This window comes from Albibacillus kandeliae (genome assembly GCF_003116585.1).
Lineage (GTDB): Bacteria > Pseudomonadota > Alphaproteobacteria > Rhodobacterales > Rhodobacteraceae > Albibacillus > Albibacillus kandeliae.
Genome location: NZ_QEHM01000004.1, coordinates 338,839 through 360,480, shown reverse-complemented (window position 1 = coordinate 360,480; position 21,642 = coordinate 338,839). Strand labels below are relative to the sequence as shown.

Here is a 21,642-nt window from a genome sequence, read left to right as displayed (position 1 = left end):
TCCCTCGTCCCGTTACCGTCCCCACATCAAGCAAGGGAAAGACGGAACGGATGCTTTCAGCACTGGCGACGGAGGAGATCACGATGGACCCAAAGGCTCTGAGGCAGGCTTTCGGCACCTTCGTCACGGGGGTCACTGTCATCACGGCCCGCGACCGCGATGGAACGCCGCGCGGGATGACTGCCAACTCCTTCACCTCGGTTTCGCTCGACCCGCCGCTCCTGCTGGTCTGCGTCGGGAAATCGGCGGGCAGCTACCCGGTGTTCAGCACGACCGAGTCCTTCGCGGTGAACATCCTGCACGAGGGTCAGACCCACATCTCGGGCACCTTCGCCTCCAAGTCGGCCGACAAGTTTCAGGGCATTTCGCACGACAGCGTGCACACCGGGGCGCCGGTTCTGACCGACAGCCTGACGTGGTTCGACTGCTCGCTGCACCAGCGCGTTGATGCCGGGGACCACGTGATCCTGATCGGACAGGTCCAGGCCTTCGGCACCAGCACCGCCGCGCCGCTCGGCTTCTGCCGGGGCGCCTATGCCAGCGTGAAGGATCCGCTGCCGACAGGCTGGCTCGACACTCACGGCATGGTGGTGAGCTATCTTGTCGAGACCCAGCGCGGAGTCCTGCTGCGGGATGACGGGAAGGGTGGTTTCGTTCTGCCGCGCGCGCGCCGCAGGCGGCCCGAGGCGCAACTGCTGCTGGAAGGCAGCGCCGGTCTGCAGCTCTTCCCCGAGACCATGTTCCTCTACTCCGTCTTCGACGTCGCGGACGACGATCCGGGCCAGCTGATCTATCGCGCGCGCCTCGCCGGAGACGCCCTGCCGATGGATCTGCCGGCTGACCTGCACGTCTTCGACTTCGACGACATTCCCTACGACGCCATTCCGACGAACGAGATGCGCTCGGTGCTGCGCCGCTATGCCCGCGAGCGTAGCGACCGGCGGTTCAGCATCTTTGTCGACTCCGACGATGGCGGACGCGTCGCGATCCTCGACGGCGACACGCGCTCCTGGGCGCAACACCAGAACGACATTCAGTAAATCAGGAGACACTTCGTGCAAACCACCGTCAAATCCCTGGAAGGATCACGTCAGGAGCTTTTCATCGGCGGCCAGTTCCGCGCGCCGCGCAGCGCGAGCTATCTCCAGAGTTTCGATCCGACCACCGGCAAGCCCTGGTACGAGTTCGCCGAGGCGAATGCCGAGGACGTCGACGCGGCCATCGCCTCGGCGACCGAGGCGTTCCACAGCACGGCTTGGCGGCGGATCACCCCGACCGAACGGGGCAAGCTGGTCCGGCGGCTGGCCGAACTGGTGCTGGAGCACGCCGACGAACTGGCCCTGATCGAGACGCGCGACAACGGCAAGCTGATCAAGGAAATGAAGGCGCAGATGCGCGCCATGCCTGACAGCTACAGCTATTTCGCCGGGATGGCCGACAAGCTGCAGGGCGATACGATCCCCGTCAACAAGCTGGATTCGCTGAATTATTCGCAGCGCGAAGCGCTGGGCGTGGTGGCGATGATCACGCCCTGGAACTCGCCTCTGATGCTGCTGACCGGGACGCTCGCGCCCTGTCTCGCCATCGGCAACACCGTCGTCATCAAACCCTCGGAGCACGCGACCGCGTCGACGCTGGCGCTGGCCGAGCTGGTCGTCGAGGCCGGGATTCCGGCGGGCGTGGTGAATGTGGTGACGGGGACCGGCTCGGTCACCGGCGAGGCGCTGACCCGTCATCCCGGGATCGCCAAAATCGTCTTTACCGGCAGCACCGCCACGGGCCGCCGGATCGCCGCCAACGCCGCGGCGAACCTCGTGCCCTGCCAGATGGAGCTGGGCGGCAAGTCGCCCCACGTTGTCTTCTCGGACGTGGACATCGAGCGCGCGGTGAACGGCGTCGTATCGGGGGTGTTCGCCGCCGCCGGGCAGACCTGCGTGGCCGGATCGCGCTGCTTTGTCGAGGAGAGCGTCTACGGCGACTTCCTCGACGCGCTGATCGAACGGACCCGGCGCATCACCGTGGGCCACCCGATGGACGAGGCCACCGACATCGGGCCCCTCGCGCTGAAGTCGCAACTGGAGAAGGTCGAAGGCTATGTCGCCTCTGGCGTGTCCGAGGGGGCGACCGTCGCGATCGGCGGGCGCCGTCCGCAGAACGGCGACCTAGGAGAGGGCTGGTACTTTGAGCCCACGGTCATGACCGACGTGACCAACGACATGAGCTTCATGCGGGACGAGCTGTTCGGGCCGGTCGTCGGGGTCATGCCCTTTACCGACGAGGCCGAGATGATAGCGCTGGCCAACGACACCGAATACGGCCTCGCCTCGGGCATCTGGACCCGCGACATCGACCGCGCGATGCGCTTCGCCAATCAGGTCGATGCGGGCACCGTCTGGATCAACACCTATCGCTCGGCCGCCTACATGTCCGCCAACGGCGGCTTCAAGAACAGCGGCTATGGCCGGCGCGGCGGCTTCGACGTCATGCGCGAGTTCTCGCGCTCCAAGAACGTGCTGATCGATTACTCGGGCGCCATGCAGGACCCCTTCGTGATCCGCCTCAAGTGACCCCGGGACAACAAGAATTTTGACAGGAGTAGCAGCATGAAGTTCGCCGTATCGCTTACAATGGAACGGTTCTCGCCAGAGACGCCGATGACCGAGGTCAAGCAGAACCTGCTCGAGCTTGCCCAGATGGCCGACGAGGGCGGGTTCGAGACGCTCTGGACCGCCGAGCATCACACCATCGAATGCACCATTTCCCCCAATCCGTTTCTCACGCTGACCTGGCTGGGCCAGCACACCGACCGCATCCGCCTCGGGACCTCGACGCTGGTGGCACCCTACTGGAGCCCGATCCGCCTCGCTGGCGAGTCCGCGATGTGCGACCACCTCATCAACGGGCGGCTCGAGTTCGGGATCGCGCGCGGGTCCTACCAGTACGAGTTCGACCGCATGGCCGGTGGCATGCCGCAGCAGGAAGGCGTCGCCTACCTCAAGGAGCTGGTCCCGGCGGTCAAGGCACTGTGGCACGGCGACTATGCCCACGAGGGCCACTACTGGAACTTCCCCAAGACGGCTGCCGTGCCCAAGCCGGTGCAGAAGCCGCATCCGCCGATCTGGGTCGCGGCGCGTGATCCGGGCACCTTCGACTGGGCCGTCGCGAACGGCGCCAACCTGATGACGACACCGCTGTCGGCGCCCGCCGCCGAGATCGCCGTGCTGGGCGAGAAATTCCGCAAGGCCGTGGCCGATCACCCGGAGGTGCCGACGCCGCGCCTGATGATGCAGCGCCGCACCTGTGTCTACGACCATGCCGACGGCTGGGAAGATGCGGTCCGCCATTCGAGCGACTACGGCCGCCACTTCGAGAACCTGATGCAGAACATCGGCGGCGTGACCAACGGGTTCCCCGAGCCGGTGCCCTACGAGAAGGTGAAGGGAAAGGAAAACTACGACCCCGCGAACATTCGCAAGAACCTGATGTTCGGCACGCCGGACGAGGCCATCGAGAAGCTGCTGGATTACGAGGCCGCCGGTGTCGACCAGTACTGCCTGGGCCTCACCTTCAACCTGCCGTTCGAGATGCAGAAAACGACCCTGCGGCTCTTCATCGACGAGATCATGCCGGTGTTTGCCGAGCGTGAGCGCGACGCCGCGCGCGGCACCGCCGCCGTGGCCGGGGCCTGAGCATGGGCCCGGTGACAGGGCGCCATTCGGTCGGGGGCGTCGAGCTGAACTATCGGCTCGACGGCACCGGTCCCGAACCGCTGGTCTGTATCCACGGGGTCGGGTCCTATCTCGAAGCCTGGCAGGGCGTGGTCGCCCGGCTGGGCGGGGCCTTCACCGTGCTGACCTTCGATCTGCGCGGGCATGGCCGGTCGTCGCGGGTGATGGGGCGCTACGAGATCGACGATTTCGTGGGCGAGGTCCTTTCACTGGCCGATCATGTCGGCTTTGACCGCTTCAACCTTGCCGGTTTCTCGCTCGGCGGGCTGATCGCGCAGCGGCTGGCGCTGACCCATCCCGAGCGGCTGCAGCGGCTGATCCTGCTCTCCACCGTCGCCGGGCGCACCCCGGAGGAGCAGGAGCGGGTTCGCGCACGGCTCGCGGCACTGGAAAGCGGTGAACGTGGCGCGCATTACGACAGTTCGCTGTCGCGGTGGTTGACCGAGGGCTTTCAGGAGGCCAACCCCGAACTGATTGCCCAGCTGCGCAGGCGCAACGCCGAGAACGATCCGGATTGCTATGCCTCGGCCTATCGCGTTCTGGCCGAGACCGACTTTGGCGGGTTTCTCGACCAGATCCGCGTTCCCACCCTGATCGCGACGGGCGAAGACGACATCGGATCGAACCCGCGCATGGCCCGCTACATGCACGACCGCATTCCCGGCTCGCGGCTGCAGATCCTGCCCGGGCTGCGCCATTCGATCCTGACCGAGGCACCCGATCAGGTTGCCGCCCTGTTCCGTGATTTCCTGGCAAGCGAGGAGACCCAAGTTGGATAGCGATCTGCGAGATGCCGGCGAAGCCATTCGCCGCAAGGTGCTGGGCGACGGCTATGTCGACCGGGCGATGGCCGGGGCAGACGCCTTCTCGGCTCCGTTCCAGGACATGGTTAACGAGTATTGCTGGGGGCTGGCGTGGAGCGACCGGACCCTCGCGCCTGCACAGCGCAGCCTCCTGAACCTCGGGATGCTCGCGGCGCTGGGGCGGATGCACGAGTTTCGCATCCACTTTCACGGTGCCCTGCGCAATGGCCTGACCCCCGATGAACTTCGTGCCACGTTGATCCAGATCGCCGTCTACTGCGGCATTCCGGCGGGTGTCGAAGCCTTCCGCATCGCCCGCGAGGTGCTGGCCGAAGCCGCGCAGGAGGACGCGGGATGATCGTCGAGGAACGCATCTACCGCATCCGTCCGGGCAAGATGAAAGCCTATCTCGATCTGGTCCGCGATGAGGGGCTGGCGATCCAGCAACCGATCCTCGGCAACCTGATCGGCTACTTCGTGACCGAGATCGGACCGCTGAACCACGTGGTGCACATGTGGGGCTATGACAGCCTCAACGAGCGTGCGCGGCGGCGGGCCCAGCTTGCGGCCGACCCGCGCTGGCAGGCGTTCACCCCGAGGCTCTCGGCGCAGATCGAGACGATGGAAAACCGGGTTCTCCTGCCGGTCGATTTCTCCCCGCTGAAGTAGGCGGCACGGCTGTTGCCCCCGATCCGAGGATGCAGGGGCAGCGCCATTCTCCGGAACCTAGGAAGACAGCGCGCGGCGGCTTTGCCCTAATCGAGCTTACCGACCGAATGCAAAACCAAGCATCGTCCCGGTCAAGGGACCGACATCAGGGAGCTCAAGGTGACCGAACGGTTACAGATAGAAAACCTATACAAGATCTTCTCCAACCAGCCGCAGCCGGCGATGGACCTGCTGGCGCGGGGCGCCGACAAGGACGAGGTCCAGGCCGAGACCGGCATGGTGGTCGGTCTGAACAACGTGTCGCTGACCGTTCCGACAGGGGCCATGTACATGATCATGGGGCTGTCCGGTTCGGGCAAGTCCACGCTGGCGCGTTGCGTGAACCGGCTGAACGAACCGACCGCGGGCCGCATCCTGCTGGATGGCGAGGACATCGTCGCCCTGAACGATCATGACCTGCGCGAGGTCCGGCGGACCCGCATCTCGATGGTCTTCCAGCACTTCGCACTGCTGCCCAACCGCACCGTGATCGAGAACGTGGAGTTCGGGCTCAAGCTGCGCGGTCTCGCGGTCAAGAAGCGCCGGTCGCGGGCCGAGGATGTTCTCTCGATCGTCGGCCTCGACCGCTGGGGCTATCACTTCCCGCACGAACTCTCCGGCGGGATGCGCCAGCGGGTCGGGCTGGCCCGCGCCCTTGCCACCGACGCGGACGTTCTGGTCATGGACGAAGCCTTCAGCGCGCTCGATCCGCTGATCCGCACCGAGATGCAGGACGAACTTCTGCGCCTGCAGCGGTCGCTGAAGAAGACGATCCTGTTCATCACCCACGATTTCCAGGAAGCGCTGAAGCTGGGCAACGTCATCGCGATCATGGCGGACGGCAAGGTCATGCGCGAGGGTACGCCGCAATCCATCGTGAGCGAGCCGGGCAGCGATTACGTGGCCGCCTTTACCAATGACGTCGACCGCTCGCGCCTCTTCGACGCGGCCTCGGTGATGCAGGCGGGGACCCCGGTCGCCTCGGCCGGACGGGTAAAGGTCGTCGCGGGCGAGGGGACGGGCGGGTTTGCCCTGAACGACGAGGGCCGCGTGGTCGGCCGCATCGACGCCGCCTCGCTCGACCGGGCCCGCTCCGGCGGCAACATCGACGCCGAGGCCCAGTCCGATTTCCTCTCGGTGCGGCGCGACAGCAAGCTGCTGGATGTCGCCCGCATGTGCCGTGGCACGCAGGACCTCGCGGTGACCGACGAGGACGGCCGTTTCGTCGGGATCGTCTCTCCCTCCAAGGTCCTCGCCGCCATTTCCGCGACCTCTCAGGCGGGGTCCAAACGTCCTACCGAGGAGACACTCCATGCTTGAAGCCGACGACCTCGCGATCTTCCCGGTCGACGTCTGGATCAGCGACGCGGTGCAATGGGTGGCGCTGAACCTGCGCCCGCTGTTCATCGCGATCAAATGGCCGATCGAGAACCTGCTGACCTTCATCGACGGCATCATGCACGCCACCCCCTTTCCGGTGATGGTCCTCGTCATGGCGCTGCTGGCCTATGTGCTGGCCAATCGCAACATCGCCATCTTCACCGTGATCGTGCTCGTCCTGATCGCGGCGATGGGGGTCTGGGACCCGGCGATGACGACGCTGGCGCTGATCTCGACGGCGATCTTCTTCTGTGCGGTGATCGGTTTGCCCATCGGCATCTGGAGCGCGCGCAGTGACCGGGTCTGGAACATTGTCCGCCCGGTTCTCGACGTCATGCAGACAACGCCGACCTTCGTCTACCTCGTGCCGGTGGTGATGCTCTTCGGGGTGGGCACCGTTCCGGGCGAAGTCGCGGTCGTGATCGCCGCCGCCCCTCCGCTGATCCGCTTTACCAACCTCGGGATCCGGATGGTCGACCACGAGATCGTCGAAGCCGGCATGGCCTTTGGTGCAAACCGCCGCCAGCTGCTGTGGGAGATCCAGATCCCGATGGCGATCCCGACCATTCTCGGCGGGCTCAACCAGACCGTTCTGACCGCGATGGTGATGTCCGTGGTCGTCGCCATGATCGGCGCCGAGGGGCTGGGCCTGATCGTGCTGCAGGGGATCGGACGACTGGATGTCGGACGCGCGGCCATCGGTGGCATCGCCATCGTCCTGCTCGCCATGATGCTCGACCGGATCACCCAGAAGATGGCCGAGCCCAAGCGCGCCAGCGCGCGGTCCCGCTGGCTGGCGGCTTTCAATCTCGACCGGATCTTCTCGCGCCGCGACGAGGGCGAGCCGGTCGCAACCCAATCGGGCAGCAACGCCTGATCCTGCGCCGGGTCGGCCAAGGCACGGCCCGGCGGAACCAGACAGAGACCGGCGTGCCAAAGGCGCCCGGTCCAAGAACCAACACCTGAAAGTCCAAAAGGAGAAAGACATGAACATGAATATCAAGGCCCTGGCCTTGGGCAGCCTTGTCGCGCTCGGTCAGGTTCTGCCTGCCGCCGCGAACGATCTGCCCGGCGAAGGCAAGACGGTGAACTACTCCCGCTCCGACGGCATCGGTGCCAACTACATCGTCTCCGAGATCGTCACCTCGGCGCTGGAAGAGCTCGGCTACAAGGTCAAGATGACCTCGATCAACACGACGCTGTTCTTTCCGGCCGCGGCACAGGGCGATCTCGACCTCAGCACCGACGTGAACTTTCCCCAGCGCGAGCCGGGCTTCCGCAAGGTCGAGGACAAGACCATGCTCGTTGGCGCCGGGCTGATCCAGGGCGGCGGCATCAACGGCTACCTGATCGATAAGAAAACCGCCGATGAGTACAACATCACCTCGCTCGAACAGATGGCGGACCCCAAGATCGCCGCGCTGTTTGGCAGCGACGGCAAGGCCGACCTGATCAACTGCGATCCCGGCTGGAGCTGCGGCGACGTGGTCGATTACCAGCTCGACAAGTTCGGTCTCAAGGACACGGTCAACTCGGTGCGCGGCAAGTACGACACCCTGATGGTCGAGACCATTGCCCGCGTGAACCGGGGCGAGCCGGTATTCTTCTACACCTGGAGCCCCTCGTGGATGAACAAGGTCCTCGCCCCCGGCGACAAGGTCGTCTGGCTGCCGACGCCCTTCGACGCCCTGCCGCCCGAGGTTCCGAACAAGGGGTCCGCGCTGGTTGATGGCGTGAAAGGCTGCGCCGGCGGTGCCGATCCCTGCCGGATGGCCATGGCCGCGTGGAACTGGAATTCCATCGCGAACAAGGATTTCATTGCCGCGAACCCCGCCGTCGAGGCGCTGGTGTCGGCCATCTCCTTCCCGCTGGAAACATGGTCCCAGTGGGAGGAAGGTATCAGCGAGCAAGGCGGCAGCAGCCCGCGCGCCGTGCGCGAGGCTGCCGACAAGTGGATCGAGGAAAACAAGGACACCTACGAGTCCTGGCTGGCGCAGGCACGTCAGGCCGCGTCCTGAGCCATCAGACCCATTGGCCCGCCCCCTCGGGCGGGCCATCCCCAAACCCAAGACACACTGCCCCGGAGCACCGAGATGACATCGCCGCAAGGACTGACGCAGTCCCGTCCCAACGATCTGAGCGCCGAGGCCATCGGCTGGCGCCGCCATCTGCACAAGACCCCCGAGCTGGGGTTCGACCTGCCGAACACCGCCGCCTTCGTCGCCGCGCGGCTGCGCGAGTTCGGCTGTGACGAGATCGTCGAGGGGATCGCCCGGACCGGGATCGTCGCGCTGATCCACGGACGGCGGGGCCCGGGCCGGACCATCGGCCTGCGCAGCGACATGGATGCGCTGCCGATCCTCGAGGCGAGCGGCAAGGACTGGCAATCGACCGAATCCGGCAAGATGCACGCCTGCGGCCATGACGGGCACATGGCGATGCTGCTCGGTGCGGCGAAGGCACTGGCGGCCAGCCGCGACTTTGCCGGAACGGTTGCTGTCATCTTCCAGCCCGCCGAGGAAAACGGCGGCGGCGGGCGGGTGATGGTGCAGGAGGGCATGATCGAGCGCTTTGGCATCGATTACGTCTATGGCATGCACAACGAACCCGGTGTGCCCATCGGTCAGTTCTCGATCAGGCCGGGCGCCATGATGGCCGGGACTGCCGAGTTCGACATCGCGATGGTGGGGCAGGGCGGTCACGCGGCCCAGCCGAACAAGGCCATCGACCCGGTGATCATGACCGCCGCGCTGATTCAGGCCACGCAGACCATCGTGTCACGCTCGACCGATCCGCTGCATCCCATCGTGGTCTCGATCACCAGTCTGAGCACACCCGTGTCGCACAACGTCATTCCCGCCGAGGTCGCGCTCAAGGGCACCATCCGTGCGTTCGACCCCGTCGCCCTGCAGGACGCGATCGACAGGCTTGGCAGCTACGCCCGGTCCATCGCCGAGATGCATGGCGGCAGTGCTCGGGTCGATATCCGGCACGGTTATCCGATCACCTTCAACGCCGCCGCCCAGACGGACGTGGCGATCTCGGTTGCCCGGCAGATCGCGGGCGCCGAGGGGGTCGAGACCGATGCGACTCCCAAGCTCGGCGCCGAGGATTTCTCGTTCATGCTGAACGAACGGCCGGGCGCGATGATCATGATCGGCAACGGTGACACCGCGCAGTTGCACAATCCGGGCTACGATTTCAGCGACGATACCGTGTCCTACGGGATCGACTACTGGTGCCGTCTGGTGGATCAGGTGTTGAACGCCCCCGCGCCCGCATGAACCGCACCAGACTTGGGCAGAGCGGGCTGCAAATCTCGCGCCTGTGCCTCGGATGCATGAGTTTCGGGGCCCCCGAGCGGGGCCCCCATGCATGGACCATGGGCGAGGAAGACAGCCGGGCGGTGATCCGTTCGGCTCTGGAGCAGGGCATCACCTTTTTCGACACGGCGAATTCCTATTCGCTGGGCCAGTCGGAAGAGATCCTCGGCCGCGCCATCCGCGATTTCGCGCAGCGCGACGAGGTCGTCATTGCGACAAAGGTCTATCACCGGATGCGGCCCGGACCGGGCGGTGCAGGGCTGTCGCGCAAGGCGATCCTGCAGGCCATCGACGACAGCCTCGCGCGTCTGGGCACCGATTACGTCGATCTCTACCAGGTTCATCGCTGGGACTACGAGACGCCGATCGAAGAGACGATGGAGGCGCTGCACGACGTGGTGAAGGCGGGCAAGGCCCGTTACATCGGGGCGTCCTCGATGTTCACGTGGCAATTCGCCAAGGCACAGCAGGTTGCATCCCTCAATGGCTGGACGCGGTTCACCTCGATGCAGCCGCACCTGAACCTCCTCTACCGCGAGGAAGAGCGCGAGATGCTGCCTTACTGCGCGGATCAGGGCATTGGCGTGATCCCGTGGAGCCCCGTCGCGCGGGGGCGTCTGGCCCGGGACTGGCGCGAGACCAGCGCCCGGCAGGAGTCCGACATGGCGGCAAAGCGGCTCTACGATGCGACCATCGACGCCGACCGCAGAGTGATCGACGCGGTCGGGCAGGTGGCCCGGGCCCGCGGTGTCAGCCGGGCCGAGATTGCCCTCGCCTGGGTCCTGTCGAGGAACGTGGTGTCGGCGCCCATCATCGGCGCCCGCACGACAGGGCATCTGGACGCTGCCGTGAAGGCACTCTCGATTTCCCTGACCGCGGATGAAACCGCTGCGCTGGAGGCGCCCTATGTTCCGCACGCCGTCGCGGGGCACACCTGATCCGCGCTGCGCCCGGCCGTCAATCCATACCGCGCGACCAGGCGTGGCCGAACTGGAAGTAGACGATGGTGTCTTCCGGGCCGATGGCGACGTCCATGCCCGCATCGAGGCCGAGTTTGCGGGCGATGCGGTAGCGCAGGCCGGCGCCGCCAGAGTAGATGAACCCGGAATCCTTGAAGAAACGGGAATCGCCCGCGTCTGCCCGGCCCGCCGCGACAAAGCCGAGGACGCTCCAGCGGTCGCCCAACTCGCGCGTGACCTCGAACTCGGTGTTCAGGATCGTCTCGCCCTGGTAGCGGTTCGATGGCACGCCACGGGTGTCGATGGCGGGCATCACGTTGAAGGGCGTGTCGCCGCGAACGGCATTGACCGCGAGCCGCGCGCCATAGCGCCAGCGGGGGGCGAAGCTGCTGAAGTAGTAGCCCTCGAGGTCGTAGACCTGGAAATCCCGGTCGCTGCCGAAGGTGCCATCGTTGAACTTGGCGTTGAGGTAGACGTTCGCGCCCTTGGTCGGGGTCAGCGGGTTGTCGCGGTTGTCGAAATGCAGCCCGATGCCAAGCGCGGCGGTCTTCAGCGTCCGCGTCAGGTCGGGCGCGATCACGGGCAGGGAGGCGGGCAGGGACAGCCGGGTCTCGGTCTTGCGGATGTCGATCAGGGGGCCGATGGAGAACCGCGAATCCGGCAGCTCCCACAGCACGGAGCCGAACACACCGTAGTCGAAGGTCGTGGTGTATTCGACCGGTATCGCCAGCCCGCCGGGATAGGCCGCGATGGTCAGCTCTCCCTGTCCGAGGCCGAACTTGTAGTTCAGCCGACCGTCCAGCACGGTGCCCGACTGGAAATAGCCATAACCGTAGGAGCCGTTTCCGGTTCTGGCCCCGCCCAGCATCCGGCGGGTCAGGGTGTCCTTGGTGCCATCGGGCCACGAGATGAACTGGGCGACAAAGCCCAGGCCCTGATCGACGGCGGGTTCGGTAATGATGATCGGGATCGGGACCAGCCCGCCCTTGGCGAGGTAGTTCGAGACGTCGAGCTTGCCGTCCTGCTCGTCGAAGAACAGCTCGTGAAAGGTGTAGTGCCGCTTGGCGACCGGGTTCTCCGCCTCGGCAGGCGCGTCCTGTGCCAGGGCCACGCTGGCCTGGAGGGTGAGCGACGCGGCAAGGCAGATGAAACGTCTCATGCTCGAAATCCTTGATCAAATAGGGCGTGGGTTCGGATAATCGTGTCGTTCAATCGGTGGCGTTTCGGCGTCGCTCCCTTATGCGCGGTGCCGGGCGCCCGGTGCCGGACCGGGCCAACCACAAGTTGAGAGGGTTGGGCGGGTGCGGGTCTCAGGACGTCGGGCGCGCGGCGCGGTGCGACTCCCAGCAGGATGCACGGCAGGGACACTGCCGCGCAACAGATGATATGATCTGAAAGACGGATTGGGCGGCTTCGGCCCTGCGGACGGGCGCAGAGAGGGCGACCTGCCGACGCCCGGCGTCAACGGAGCGATACCCGCAAGGGGCGAGTATGCCCGCCACTTGCATGGGGCTTTGGCGTGCTATTCTGCGGCCACGGCCTCCGCCTTGCGGCCCCGGATGAAGTCTGCCGCGCGCTCGCCGATCATGATGGTGGGGGCGTTGGTGTTGCCGCCGATCAGCCGGGGCATGATCGAGGCGTCCACGACGCGCAGGCCCTCCATGCCGTGCACGCGGAGCTGGGGATCGACCACCGCCATGTCGTCGGTGCCCATCTTGCAGGTGCCGACCGGGTGGTAGATCGTGTCGGCCCGGGCCCGGATATGACCCTCCCAGTCCGCATCGCTCATGCCATCGGTGACGCCGAAGAGTTCCTTGTCGCGGTAAGATTTCAGCGCCGGTGCCTGCAGGATCTCGCGGGTCATCTTCGCGCCCTTGATGGTGGTCTGGAGGTCACGCGGATCGGAGAGGAACCTGGGGTCGATCCCCGGCGCCGCCATCGGATCGGCGCTTTCGAGAAAGACCTCGCCCCGGCTGTAGGGGCGCAGGGCGCAGACATGGCAGGAGAAGCCGTAGCCGAGGTGCAGCTTGCGGGCGTGATCGTCGACGATGGAGATCACAAAATGCAGCTGTACGTCGGGCCGGTCGAGGCCGGGATCGGTCTTGAGAAAACCGGCGCCCTCGGCGAACGGGGTGGAGATCATCGAGTTCCCGTCCCGGCGCCACTGCAGGATATGTTTGGTCAGTCCGATGGTGCCCGCGAGACCGATGCCGAAGTTGTCGGTGTCCTTCGACTTGTAGGCGAGGATGAAGTCGAGGTGGTCCTGCAGGTTCTTGCCCACGCCGGGCAGGTCGTGGACCACCTCGATGCCGTGCAGCCTGAGATCGTCCGCCGCGCCGATGCCCGAGAGCTGCAGGAGCTGCGGCGAGTTGAAGGCGCCGCCGCAGAGGATCACCTCCTTCGCGGCCATGACCTGCTCCTGCTTGCGGCCCCGGCGATAGGCGACCCCGGTGGCGCGCTTGCCCTCGGTCAAGACGCGGGTGGCATGGGCGCCGGTCAGGATGGTCAGGTTCGGGCGGGCGGCGCGAATGGGGTGCAGGTAGGCCGCGGCGGTCGAGCACCTTTCGCCGTTGCGGGCGCCATCGTGGAACTGGGTCACCTGGTAGAGGCCGACTCCCTCGTTCTCGCCGGTGTTGAAGTCCGCCACCTCGCGGTGCTGGCATTCGGTCGCCGCCTGCACGAAGGCCCGCGAGATCGGGCGCGGGGCCTTCTGCTGCGATACCTGCAGCGGGCCGCTGTCCCCGTGGAAGGCATCGGCGCCGAGTTCGTTGTTCTCGGCGCGGCGGAAGTAGGGGAGGCATTCCTCCCACGACCAGCCGTCGCAGCCCGCGTCGGCCCAGCCGTCGTAATCCGACCGGTGGCCCCGGATGTAGAGCATGGCATTGATCGCGCTGGACCCACCGAGGGCCTTGCCGCGCGGCTGGTAGCCCCGTCGCCCGTTCAGGCCGGGCTGGGGCACCGTGTTGTAGGCCCAGTTCGAGATCTTGCCGTATCCGGGCAGCATCCCCACCACCCCGGCGGGGGCCCGTATCAGGATGTGGTCGCCGTTCCCCCCGGCTTCCAACAGGCAGACCGTGGTCTTCGGATCCTCGCTCAGGCGCGCTGCCAGCGTGGAACCGGCGGACCCGCCGCCTACGATCACGTAGTCGAACGTCATGCTATCCTCCCGTGCGAAGTCTCCCGTCTTCACAGGGAAAGTGAACAGGCATTCGGTTCACGGGTCTAGGAAAACCTTGTGCCCCCGCGCGGGACGCGGGGGCACATCGGCCATTCGGGACCGGGCCGGGGGTCAGGACGTGGCCTTGTTGCCCGCGTAGTTCAGCATCCACGGCGTTCCGAAACGGTCGGTCAGCATGGCAAAGCGCTCGGCCCAGAAGGTCTCGCCCGGGGGCATGGTCACCACCTGCGCCCGTTCGGAGAAGGCCGCGAAGAGCCGGTCGAACTCCTCGGGCGTTTCCGGCGACAGCGAGATCGAGAAGCCCTGCGGTTTGGAATACCACTCGGCGGGGGAGTCCGAGGCCATGACCAGCGCACTGCCCAGCCGCATCGCCATGTTCATGACAAGGTCGTCCCCGCCGGGCATCCGGGCCTCCGGCGTCGGGGCATCCGCGTTGCGGTAAATGCCGGTGATCTCGCCGCCCAGCGTCGTTTCGTAGAAGCGCATGGCTTCGAGGCAGTTGCCGTTGAAGATGAGGTAGATCGTCGGTTCCATCGGGGAAACTCCTGTTGGGGGTCCGGGCGGCGCCAGTCGCCGCCCGTGGTGTCAGAGGGCCGGGGCTGCGCCCGCCCGGGGCAGCAGGCTCCAGCGCAGGGCCAGCGCCCGGCCGGGGCCGTGCACGGCGGCAAAGAGCAGCCCGGCGAAGAAGGTGAAGTGGTCGATGAAGAAGCCGAACTCGGCTTCGTTCTCCTCCCAGTGTGCGGGGCCGTGAAAGGCGAAAGCCAGGAAGATCACGTAGACCCCGGCGGCCAGCGCGGCCTCGGAAAAGAAGGCGCCGGTCAGGAAGGCGAGGGCCAGCCCGACCTCGAAGAAGGCGGCGACCCAGGCGAGGAACAGTGGCGCGGGGAAGCCTGCGGAGGCGATGTAATCGGCGGTCGTCTGCATGCCTGCGAACTTGAAGGACGCGGCCATGACGAACAGACCGGCAAAGATCAACCGGGCGATCAGGAGAGCGGTGGTCTTGTACATGTCGGAAAACCTTGTCTGCGAGGAATGGGCCCGCGGGGGCGCGGGGCCCGGATCATTGCGGGATATCGGGCTCGACCACGCGGGCGAGATTGGCGAGCGACTGCTGCCAGCCGAGATAGCAGGCCTCGGCGGGGATCAGGTCGGGCACGCCGTCCTGCACGATGCTGACATCGGTGCCGACCGAGACCGGCTTGATCTCGATGGTCACCCGCATCTCGCCGGGCAGGTTCGGGTCGTCGAAGACGTCGGTATAGACGATCTTCTGGTTGGGGATCAGTTCCACATAGGTGCCGCCGAAGGCGTGGCTGCCGCCGGTGGTGAAGTTGCGGAAGCTCATGCGGAAGCTGCCGCCCTCCTTGGCGTCCATGCTGTGGACGGTGCAGAGGAAACCGTCGGGCGGCAGCCACTTGGCGAGCGCGTCGGCTTCGAGGAAGGCGCGGTAGAGTTTCTCGGGCGTGGTCGAAAGGACCCGGTGAAGGCGAATGGTGCTGGGCATGGCCCTGTCTCCTGGATGAATGTGGGAATGGCCGCGTCAGGACGCGGGGGTGCCGAGGTCGAGCTCGCGGATCGGCCGGACCTCGATGCTGCCGTACTTGGCCGGAGGGATACCGCCGGCGATGCGCAGCGCCTCGTTCAGGTCGCGGGCCTCGACAAGGTAGAACCCGGCGAGCAGTTCCTTGGTCTCGGCGAAGGGCCCGTCGTAGAGCTGGGTCTGTCCGTTGCGCACGCGCACCGTGGTCGCCGTGTCGACCGGGTGCAGCGCCTCGCCCGCGATCAGCGACTGGCTGTCCACCAGCTGCTGCGCATAGTCGGCGCAGACCGGATCGGGGCAGGCGCTCCAGTTCTCGCGGTCGAGGTAGACCAGGCAAAGGTATTTCATCGTTCTTCTCCCTTTTTCGGATGGACCGGGGCGGGCGCGCGGGCCGGTTCGGTCGGTCATCTCGATAAGTAGTCGAACGGGGAGAGGCGGATTCGACAGGTCGTCGAAATTTTTTTCGTCAGTCGCCGATTTCAGCCAGCCGGGCGGTCAGGAAACGCCGCTCGGAGTCCTGCCGGGCCAGTGCCAGCGCGGTCTCGTAGGCCGCCCGGGCCGGGCCGGTGCGCCCGGCGCGCCGTTCGAGATCAGCCTTGGCCGCATGGGCAAGGTGGTAGCCGCCAAGCAGGTCCGGCGCGAGCAGCGGCTCGATCAGGGCGATCCCGGCGTCGGGGCCATCACGCATCGCGAGGGCGACGGCGCGGTTCAGCTCGATCACCGGCGAAGGCTCGATCCTGAGGAGCGCGTCATAGAGGCCGACGATCTCAGCCCAGTCGGTCGCCCCAGCGCTGGGGGCCTCGGCATGGACCGCGGCGATGGCCGCCTGCAGCGTATAGGTGCCGAACCGCCGCGACCGGAGCGCGCGCTGGACCAGCGCCGCGCCCTCGGCAATGGCGCTCTGGTCCCAGAGCGCGCGGTCCTGCTGTTCCAGCGGGATCAGGTCGCCGTTTTCCTGCGTGCGGGCATCGCGGCGGGAGTCCTGCAGCAGGAGCAGCGCCAGCAGGCCCAGCCCCTCGGGCTCGGGCATCAGGTCGGCCAGCAGGCGGGCCAGCCGGATCGCCTCGGCCGTCAGGTCGGGGCGCAGCAGGTCGCTCCCCTGCGAGGCGAGATGGCCCTCGTTGAAGACAAGGTAGATGACCCGCAGCACACGGTCGAACCGCCCCGGCAGTTCGTCCCGGTCGGGCACCTCGTAGGGGATGCGGGCATCGCGGATTTTGGACTTGGCGCGCACGATGCGCTGGGCCAGCGTGGTCGGCGCGATCAGGAAGGCCCGTGCGATGGCCTCGGTCGAGAGGCCGCAGATCTCGCGCAGGGTCATCGCGATGGCGGCCTCTTCCGAAAGGCTCGGGTGACAGCAGGTGAAGATCAGGCGCAGCCGGTCATCCTCGACCGCCTCCTGGTCCTCGTAGGCCGGGGCATCGTCGGGGATCTCGGCTGCGGCCTCTGCGGCCTCGGTCCAGGGCGTCATGCGCCGCTGGCGCCGCAGGCTGTCGATGGCGCGAAACCGTCCGGCCGACACCAGCCAGCCCACCGGGTTGGCGGGAACCCCGTCGCGCGGCCAGCGCTCGGCGGCGGCGAGAAAGGCGCTCTGCAGGGCGTCCTCGGCAAGATCGAAATCGCCGAGCAGCCGCACCAGCGTGGCAAAGACGCGGCGGTTCTCGCGCCGGTATAGGGCTTGGAAGGAGTCGGGCGAGGTCATTCCGGGGCCGTCGGGTCAGATGCGGGCGCCACCGGGGCAGCGCCGCGCAACTATGACCGAGCCGGACGAAGGGGCAACCCTCGTGAGAGGCGGTCCGCTCAGGCGCCGCCAGTGCCGGTGCGTTTGCGGAACGAGCCGAGGACCTCTTCGGCCGAGGGCGTCGGCCAGTCGAAATAGTCCAGCGTGCCGGCGTAGCCGTTGCCGCCCATGCGCCCGATGGCGTCCAGCTTGGCGTGATCCGAATAGCAGGTCGCCGGGTCGATGATGTCCTCGCGGATATGGGCCATCACGATGCGGCCGAGGATGATCTCGCGGGCCGAACTGACCTGGATCCCGAGGTAGCGTTCGCATTCGAAGGCGACCGGCGCCTCGGCGATGCGGGGAGAGGCGACGCGCAGACCGGGCGCGGCGGTGAGCCCGGCCATCTCGAGCTCATCCACCTCCGGCTCGAACCCGGCGGCAGTGACCGACATCGCCTCGACGTTGGCGCGGTCGACGATGTTGACGGTAAAGCACTCGGTCATGCGGATGTTGTAGGCGGTGTCCTTGAAGCTGCGGTCCGGCTTGTTCTCGACACCGAGGGCCAGGATCGGCGGATCGGCCGACAGGCAGTTGAAGAACGAATAGGGTGCCGCATTGACCACACCCTCGGGCGAGACCGTGGTGACCCATGCGATGGGGCGGGGGACGATGGTGCCGATCATGACCTTGTAGGCTTCGCGCGGGGTCAGGTCGGAGAAATCGAAGGAGTGGTAGCCGTCGCGATTGGTCAATGTGCCAGCTCCTTGCCGTAGTGCGAGAGAATGGATTGGATACTATCTGGCCGGGGCGAAAGCTCGGCCCGACCGGCCACGGCGCCCAGGTGATGGTCCATGATGTCGATGGCGCGCTCGGCGTCCCCGGCGCGGATGGCCGCGATGATCTGCGAATGTTCGTCCACCGCGCAGTCGGAGGAGTGATTGCGCGCATAGAGCGACATGATCAGCGAACAGCGCAGCACGATCTCCGAGACATAGCGCGCCAGCACTTCGTTGCCGGTCAGTTCGGCCAGCAGGATGTGGAATTCGCCCGCCAGCCGGATCGAGACCGGGCCGTCCTTGCCCTTCACGTTCTCCTCGCTGCGTACATGGGCCTCCAGCCGGTCGTAGCCGCTGTCAGGAATACGCTGGCACAACAGGCGGATAACCTCGTTTTCTAGGCAACGCCGCACCTCGAAGACGTGCTGGGCCTCTTCCTTGGAGGGTTCGGCGACAAAGGCGCCCCGGTTGCGCCGGGTGATCACCAGCCCCTCGTTCTCGAGCCGGACAAGCGCATGGCGCACGATGGTGCGACTCACCCCGAACTGTTCGCCCACGGTATCCTCGGGGAGGCGCATTCCGGGCTTGAGGGCCTGCTCGATAATGGCCCTCCGCAGCAACTCGTGCACCGCGTTGGTCAGGGTGTTTTTGTTCTCACTCATGGTCTTGTCCGCCAACATCTTTGCATCGGTCATATCGCATACATTTTTTTTCGTCAATTGGATACAATTTGCTTGCAAGATTGCATCCAGCTTGCCATCGATAGTGGATCGTATCCAATCCTGACGATTCCAAAATACAATCTCCATCAACAGGGAGCAGGACATGCACATCAGAAATCTACTGCTTGCCACGGTCGCGGTCGCGGGCCTGGCAGGGGCCGCTCAGGCCGAAAACACGCTGAAATGGGGCGCGAACCGCGACATCGGCTCGCTCGATCCCTATTCCTACGGCGACAGCTTCACCATCAACGTGCTGAACCACGTCTACGAGGGGCTGGTCCGCTACAACAAGGACCTCAAGATCGAGCCCGCGCTGGCCACCAGCTGGGAAATCCTTGAGGACAACGTGACCTGGCGCTTCAAGCTGCGCGAAGGCGTGACCTTCCACAACGGCAACCCCTTTACCGCCGATGACGTGGTCGCCTCGCTGACCCGTGTCAGCGACGACGCCTCGCCGCTCAAGGGTAACCTGCCGGCCTATGTCTCGTCCAAGGCCGTGGACGACCTGACCGTCGACATCACGCTGAACGGCACCTACCCGCTGCTGCTGAACGACCTCACCAACATCCACATCTTCGACAAGGAGTGGATGACCGAGCACGACGCGCTGAAGCCGACCGATATCGGGGCAGGGGTCGAAGGCTATGCGACCTATAACGCCAACGGCACCGGGCCGTTCAGCGTGGAAAGCCGCCAGCCGGACGCCAAGACCGTCTTCGTCAAGAACCCGGGCTGGTGGGACACGCCGCAGCACAACCTCGACCGGATCGAACTGCTGCCGGTGACCTCGGCGGCGACCCGTGTGGCGGCGCTGCTGTCGGGTGAGATCAACTTCACCAACGACGCGCCGGTGCAGGACCTTCCGCGCCTCGAAGCCGCGCCGAACGTCTCGGTGCTGGAAGGCGTCGACCTGCGCACCGTCATGATCGGCTTTCCGTTCCGCGACAAGCTGACCACCGGCGCCGACAACCCGTTCAAGGACGTGAAGGCGCGCGAGGCGCTCTACAAGGCGATCGACCTCGACCTGATCCACCAGAAGGTGATGCGCGGCAAGAGCCGGATCGCCGGTGCCACCGTCGCCCCGCCGATCCCGGGCTATGCTCCCGAGCTCGACACCGTGCCAGGCTTTGACCCGGAAGCGGCCAAGGCCCTGCTGGCCGAGGTGGGCGTGCCCGAGGGGCTGGAGTTCGAGTTCAACTGCCTGTCCGACGGGCTCGTGAACGAGGAACAGTTCTGCCAGGCCATCGCCTCGATGTGGTCGCGTATCGGGCTCAAGCCCAAGCTCGACGTGGCGCCCCGCGCGGTGCAGACGCCCAAGCGGACCGGCGGCAAGACCGACATCTACATCCTTGGCTGGGCCACCCTGCCGATGCTCGACGCTTACTCGCCGCTGCTGCAGATCTTCCACACCAAGGAAGGCAACTCGGGCGTGTTCAACTGGGGCGACTGGTCGTTCCCGGAACTGGACAAGCTGGTCGACGCGGCGGGCAGCGAACTGGACCTCGACAAGCGCATCGCGCTCGAGACCGAGGCCCTCGGCATCGTCAAGAAAGAGCATATCATGGTCCCGCTGCACCAGCAGCCGATGGCCTGGGCGGTGACCGACGAGGTCTCCGAGATGCCGCTCTTCCCCGACAACAAGCCGCGGCTCTGGTTCGCCCAGGTCAACCCCGGCTCCTGATCCGAATGGAACGGACCGCGCCCGCGCGGTCCGTTTTCCCGGTTCGCCCCGGCGCACGGGGATGACTTCAGGCGAGACTCCGCGGGGCCGCAGCGACGGGCCCCCACAGCCACAACGGAGACGGCGATGATCGCATTTCTTCTCAAGCGGGCAGCCAACGCGGCCTTTGTCATGCTGGCCGTGGCGCTCCTGGCCTTCGTGATCTTCCGGTTCTTCGGCGACCCGGTCGAAATGATGGTGAACGAGCAGGCGACGCAGGCCGACCGCGCCGAGCTGCGCGAGAGGCTGGGGCTGAACGATGGCCTCGTCACCCAGTACACGAGGTTCGTGACCAACGCGGTGCAGGGCGATTTCGGCATCTCCTACCGCAACCAGCAGGACGTGATGGTCCTGATCAAGGAGCGCTTCCCGGCGACCCTGGAACTGGTGCTGGTGGCCACGGTGATCTCGCTGGTCGTCGGCATCCCGCTGGGGGTGATCACGGCGGTCCACCGCAATTCCCGGCTGGCCAATGTCTTGCAGCTCGGCTCCATCGTCGGGGTCTCGCTGCCGAGTTTCGTGGTCGGCATCCTCCTGATCCTCGCCTTTTCCGTCTCGCTGGGCTGGCTGCCCGGCTTCGGCCGGGGCGAGACGGTGAACATCGGCTGGTGGTCCACCGGCTTTCTCACCCCCTCGGGGCGGGCCGCGCTGATCCTGCCCTCGATCTCCCTCTCGACCTTCCAGGTGACGCTGGTGATGCGGCTGGTCCGGGCCGAGATGCTGGAGACCCTGCGCACCGACTACGTGAAATTCGCCCGCGCCCGCGGCGTGCCAACGGCGCGGGTCCAGTGGCGCCACGCGCTGCGCAACTGCCTGATGCCGGTGATCACCCTGACGGGGATGCAGATCGGCAACCTGATCGCCTTTGCCCTCGTGACCGAGACGGTGTTCCAGTGGCCGGGCATGGGCATGCTCTTCATCCAGGCGGTGACCTTCGTCGATATCCCGGTGATGGCCGCCTACCTGATGATCGTCTCTTTCATCTTCGTGGCGCTGAACACCGCCGTGGACATCACCTACGCCTGGGTCGACCCCCGTCTGCGCGACGACACCGCCCGCGCGGGTGGTGCAAATGGCTGAAC

Annotated in this window: 22 protein-coding genes; 13 read left to right on the top strand and 9 right to left on the bottom strand. The window is 66.2% G+C overall.

Annotation, left to right across the window (positions count from 1 at the left end; genetic code table 11):
- Positions 1 to 83 precede the first annotated feature (83 nt).
- The 11 genes from DDT93_RS12450 (at position 84) to DDT93_RS12400 (ending at position 10,880) form a co-directional block, all read left to right on the top strand.
- Complete coding sequence (locus tag DDT93_RS12450; RefSeq protein ID WP_198654836.1) at positions 84 to 1,040, top strand: flavin reductase family protein; 957 nt, start codon at positions 84 to 86, stop codon at positions 1,038 to 1,040.
- Positions 1,041 to 1,055: 15 nt separating this feature from the next.
- A complete protein-coding gene (locus DDT93_RS12445; RefSeq protein WP_109466168.1) occupies positions 1,056 to 2,567 on the top strand; it encodes an aldehyde dehydrogenase in 1,512 nt (503 codons plus the stop codon).
- A gap of 36 nt (positions 2,568 to 2,603) precedes the next feature.
- The gene (locus DDT93_RS12440; RefSeq protein WP_109466167.1) at positions 2,604 to 3,689 is read left to right on the top strand and encodes an LLM class flavin-dependent oxidoreductase; all 1,086 of its coding nucleotides are present in this window, start codon (positions 2,604 to 2,606) and stop codon (positions 3,687 to 3,689) included.
- A 2-nt stretch (positions 3,690 to 3,691) separates the two neighbouring features.
- On the top strand, positions 3,692 to 4,507 hold the full coding sequence (locus tag DDT93_RS12435; protein WP_109466166.1) for an alpha/beta fold hydrolase: 816 nt from the start codon (positions 3,692 to 3,694) through the stop codon (positions 4,505 to 4,507).
- Complete coding sequence (locus DDT93_RS12430) at positions 4,500 to 4,889, top strand: carboxymuconolactone decarboxylase family protein (RefSeq protein WP_109466165.1); 390 nt, start codon at positions 4,500 to 4,502, stop codon at positions 4,887 to 4,889. The genes DDT93_RS12435 and DDT93_RS12430 overlap by 8 nt, the downstream gene beginning before the upstream one ends.
- A complete protein-coding gene (locus DDT93_RS12425; protein ID WP_109466164.1) occupies positions 4,886 to 5,200 on the top strand; it encodes an NIPSNAP family protein in 315 nt (104 codons plus the stop codon). The genes DDT93_RS12430 and DDT93_RS12425 overlap by 4 nt, the downstream gene beginning before the upstream one ends.
- 159 nt (positions 5,201 to 5,359) lie before the next feature.
- A complete protein-coding gene (locus DDT93_RS12420; protein ID WP_109466163.1) occupies positions 5,360 to 6,559 on the top strand; it encodes a quaternary amine ABC transporter ATP-binding protein in 1,200 nt (399 codons plus the stop codon).
- Entirely contained in the window at positions 6,552 to 7,496 is a 945-nt protein-coding gene (locus DDT93_RS12415; RefSeq protein ID WP_109466162.1) for an ABC transporter permease, read from the top strand. The genes DDT93_RS12420 and DDT93_RS12415 overlap by 8 nt, the downstream gene beginning before the upstream one ends.
- Before the next feature lie 109 nt (positions 7,497 to 7,605).
- Entirely contained in the window at positions 7,606 to 8,637 is a 1,032-nt protein-coding gene (gene proX, locus DDT93_RS12410; protein ID WP_109466161.1) for a glycine betaine/L-proline ABC transporter substrate-binding protein ProX, read from the top strand.
- 75 nt (positions 8,638 to 8,712) lie between these two features.
- Positions 8,713 to 9,903, top strand: coding sequence for an amidohydrolase (locus tag DDT93_RS12405; RefSeq protein ID WP_109466160.1), 1,191 nt, complete (start codon positions 8,713 to 8,715; stop codon positions 9,901 to 9,903).
- Positions 9,900 to 10,880, top strand: a complete 981-nt coding sequence (locus DDT93_RS12400; RefSeq protein ID WP_109466159.1) for an aldo/keto reductase — start codon at positions 9,900 to 9,902, stop codon at positions 10,878 to 10,880. Before DDT93_RS12405 ends, DDT93_RS12400 begins: the two co-directional genes overlap by 4 nt.
- A 19-nt stretch (positions 10,881 to 10,899) precedes the next feature.
- Here the strand turns inward: DDT93_RS12400 and DDT93_RS12395 are convergent, their stop codons facing one another.
- The 9 genes from DDT93_RS12395 to DDT93_RS12355 all read right to left on the bottom strand — a co-directional run bounded on the left by DDT93_RS12395 (position 10,900) and on the right by DDT93_RS12355 (position 18,780).
- Positions 10,900 to 12,060, bottom strand: a complete 1,161-nt coding sequence (locus tag DDT93_RS12395) for a BamA/TamA family outer membrane protein (protein ID WP_109466158.1) — start codon at positions 12,058 to 12,060, stop codon at positions 10,900 to 10,902.
- A gap of 363 nt (positions 12,061 to 12,423) precedes the next feature.
- Positions 12,424 to 14,058, bottom strand: coding sequence for a GMC family oxidoreductase (locus tag DDT93_RS12390; protein ID WP_109466157.1), 1,635 nt, complete (start codon positions 14,056 to 14,058; stop codon positions 12,424 to 12,426).
- 132 nt (positions 14,059 to 14,190) lie between these two features.
- Complete coding sequence (locus DDT93_RS12385) at positions 14,191 to 14,613, bottom strand: VOC family protein (RefSeq protein ID WP_109466156.1); 423 nt, start codon at positions 14,611 to 14,613, stop codon at positions 14,191 to 14,193.
- 51 nt (positions 14,614 to 14,664) lie between these two features.
- Complete coding sequence (locus DDT93_RS12380; RefSeq protein ID WP_109466155.1) at positions 14,665 to 15,087, bottom strand: DoxX family protein; 423 nt, start codon at positions 15,085 to 15,087, stop codon at positions 14,665 to 14,667.
- A 52-nt stretch (positions 15,088 to 15,139) separates the two neighbouring features.
- On the bottom strand, positions 15,140 to 15,583 hold the full coding sequence (locus DDT93_RS12375; RefSeq protein WP_109466154.1) for an SRPBCC family protein: 444 nt from the start codon (positions 15,581 to 15,583) through the stop codon (positions 15,140 to 15,142).
- Between the two features lie 36 nt (positions 15,584 to 15,619).
- Positions 15,620 to 15,967: a YciI family protein gene (locus tag DDT93_RS12370; protein WP_109466153.1), complete on the bottom strand. Its 348-nt coding sequence runs from the start codon at positions 15,965 to 15,967 to the stop codon at positions 15,620 to 15,622.
- A 118-nt stretch (positions 15,968 to 16,085) separates the two neighbouring features.
- A complete protein-coding gene (locus DDT93_RS12365; RefSeq protein WP_109466152.1) occupies positions 16,086 to 17,321 on the bottom strand; it encodes an RNA polymerase sigma factor in 1,236 nt (411 codons plus the stop codon).
- A 98-nt stretch (positions 17,322 to 17,419) separates the two neighbouring features.
- Positions 17,420 to 18,094 (bottom strand): flavin reductase family protein, encoded by a 675-nt coding sequence (locus tag DDT93_RS12360; protein WP_109466151.1) that lies wholly within the window; start codon positions 18,092 to 18,094, stop codon positions 17,420 to 17,422.
- Complete coding sequence (locus DDT93_RS12355) at positions 18,091 to 18,780, bottom strand: GntR family transcriptional regulator (protein ID WP_109466325.1); 690 nt, start codon at positions 18,778 to 18,780, stop codon at positions 18,091 to 18,093. The genes DDT93_RS12360 and DDT93_RS12355 overlap by 4 nt, the downstream gene beginning before the upstream one ends.
- 163 nt (positions 18,781 to 18,943) lie before the next feature.
- Between DDT93_RS12355 and DDT93_RS12350 the strand changes: the two genes are divergently transcribed.
- Both DDT93_RS12350 and DDT93_RS12345 read left to right on the top strand, forming a co-directional pair.
- Complete coding sequence (locus DDT93_RS12350; RefSeq protein WP_109466150.1) at positions 18,944 to 20,521, top strand: ABC transporter substrate-binding protein; 1,578 nt, start codon at positions 18,944 to 18,946, stop codon at positions 20,519 to 20,521.
- A 126-nt stretch (positions 20,522 to 20,647) separates the two neighbouring features.
- On the top strand, positions 20,648 to 21,640 hold the full coding sequence (locus tag DDT93_RS12345) for an ABC transporter permease (protein WP_109466149.1): 993 nt from the start codon (positions 20,648 to 20,650) through the stop codon (positions 21,638 to 21,640).
- Positions 21,641 to 21,642 lie beyond the last annotated feature (2 nt).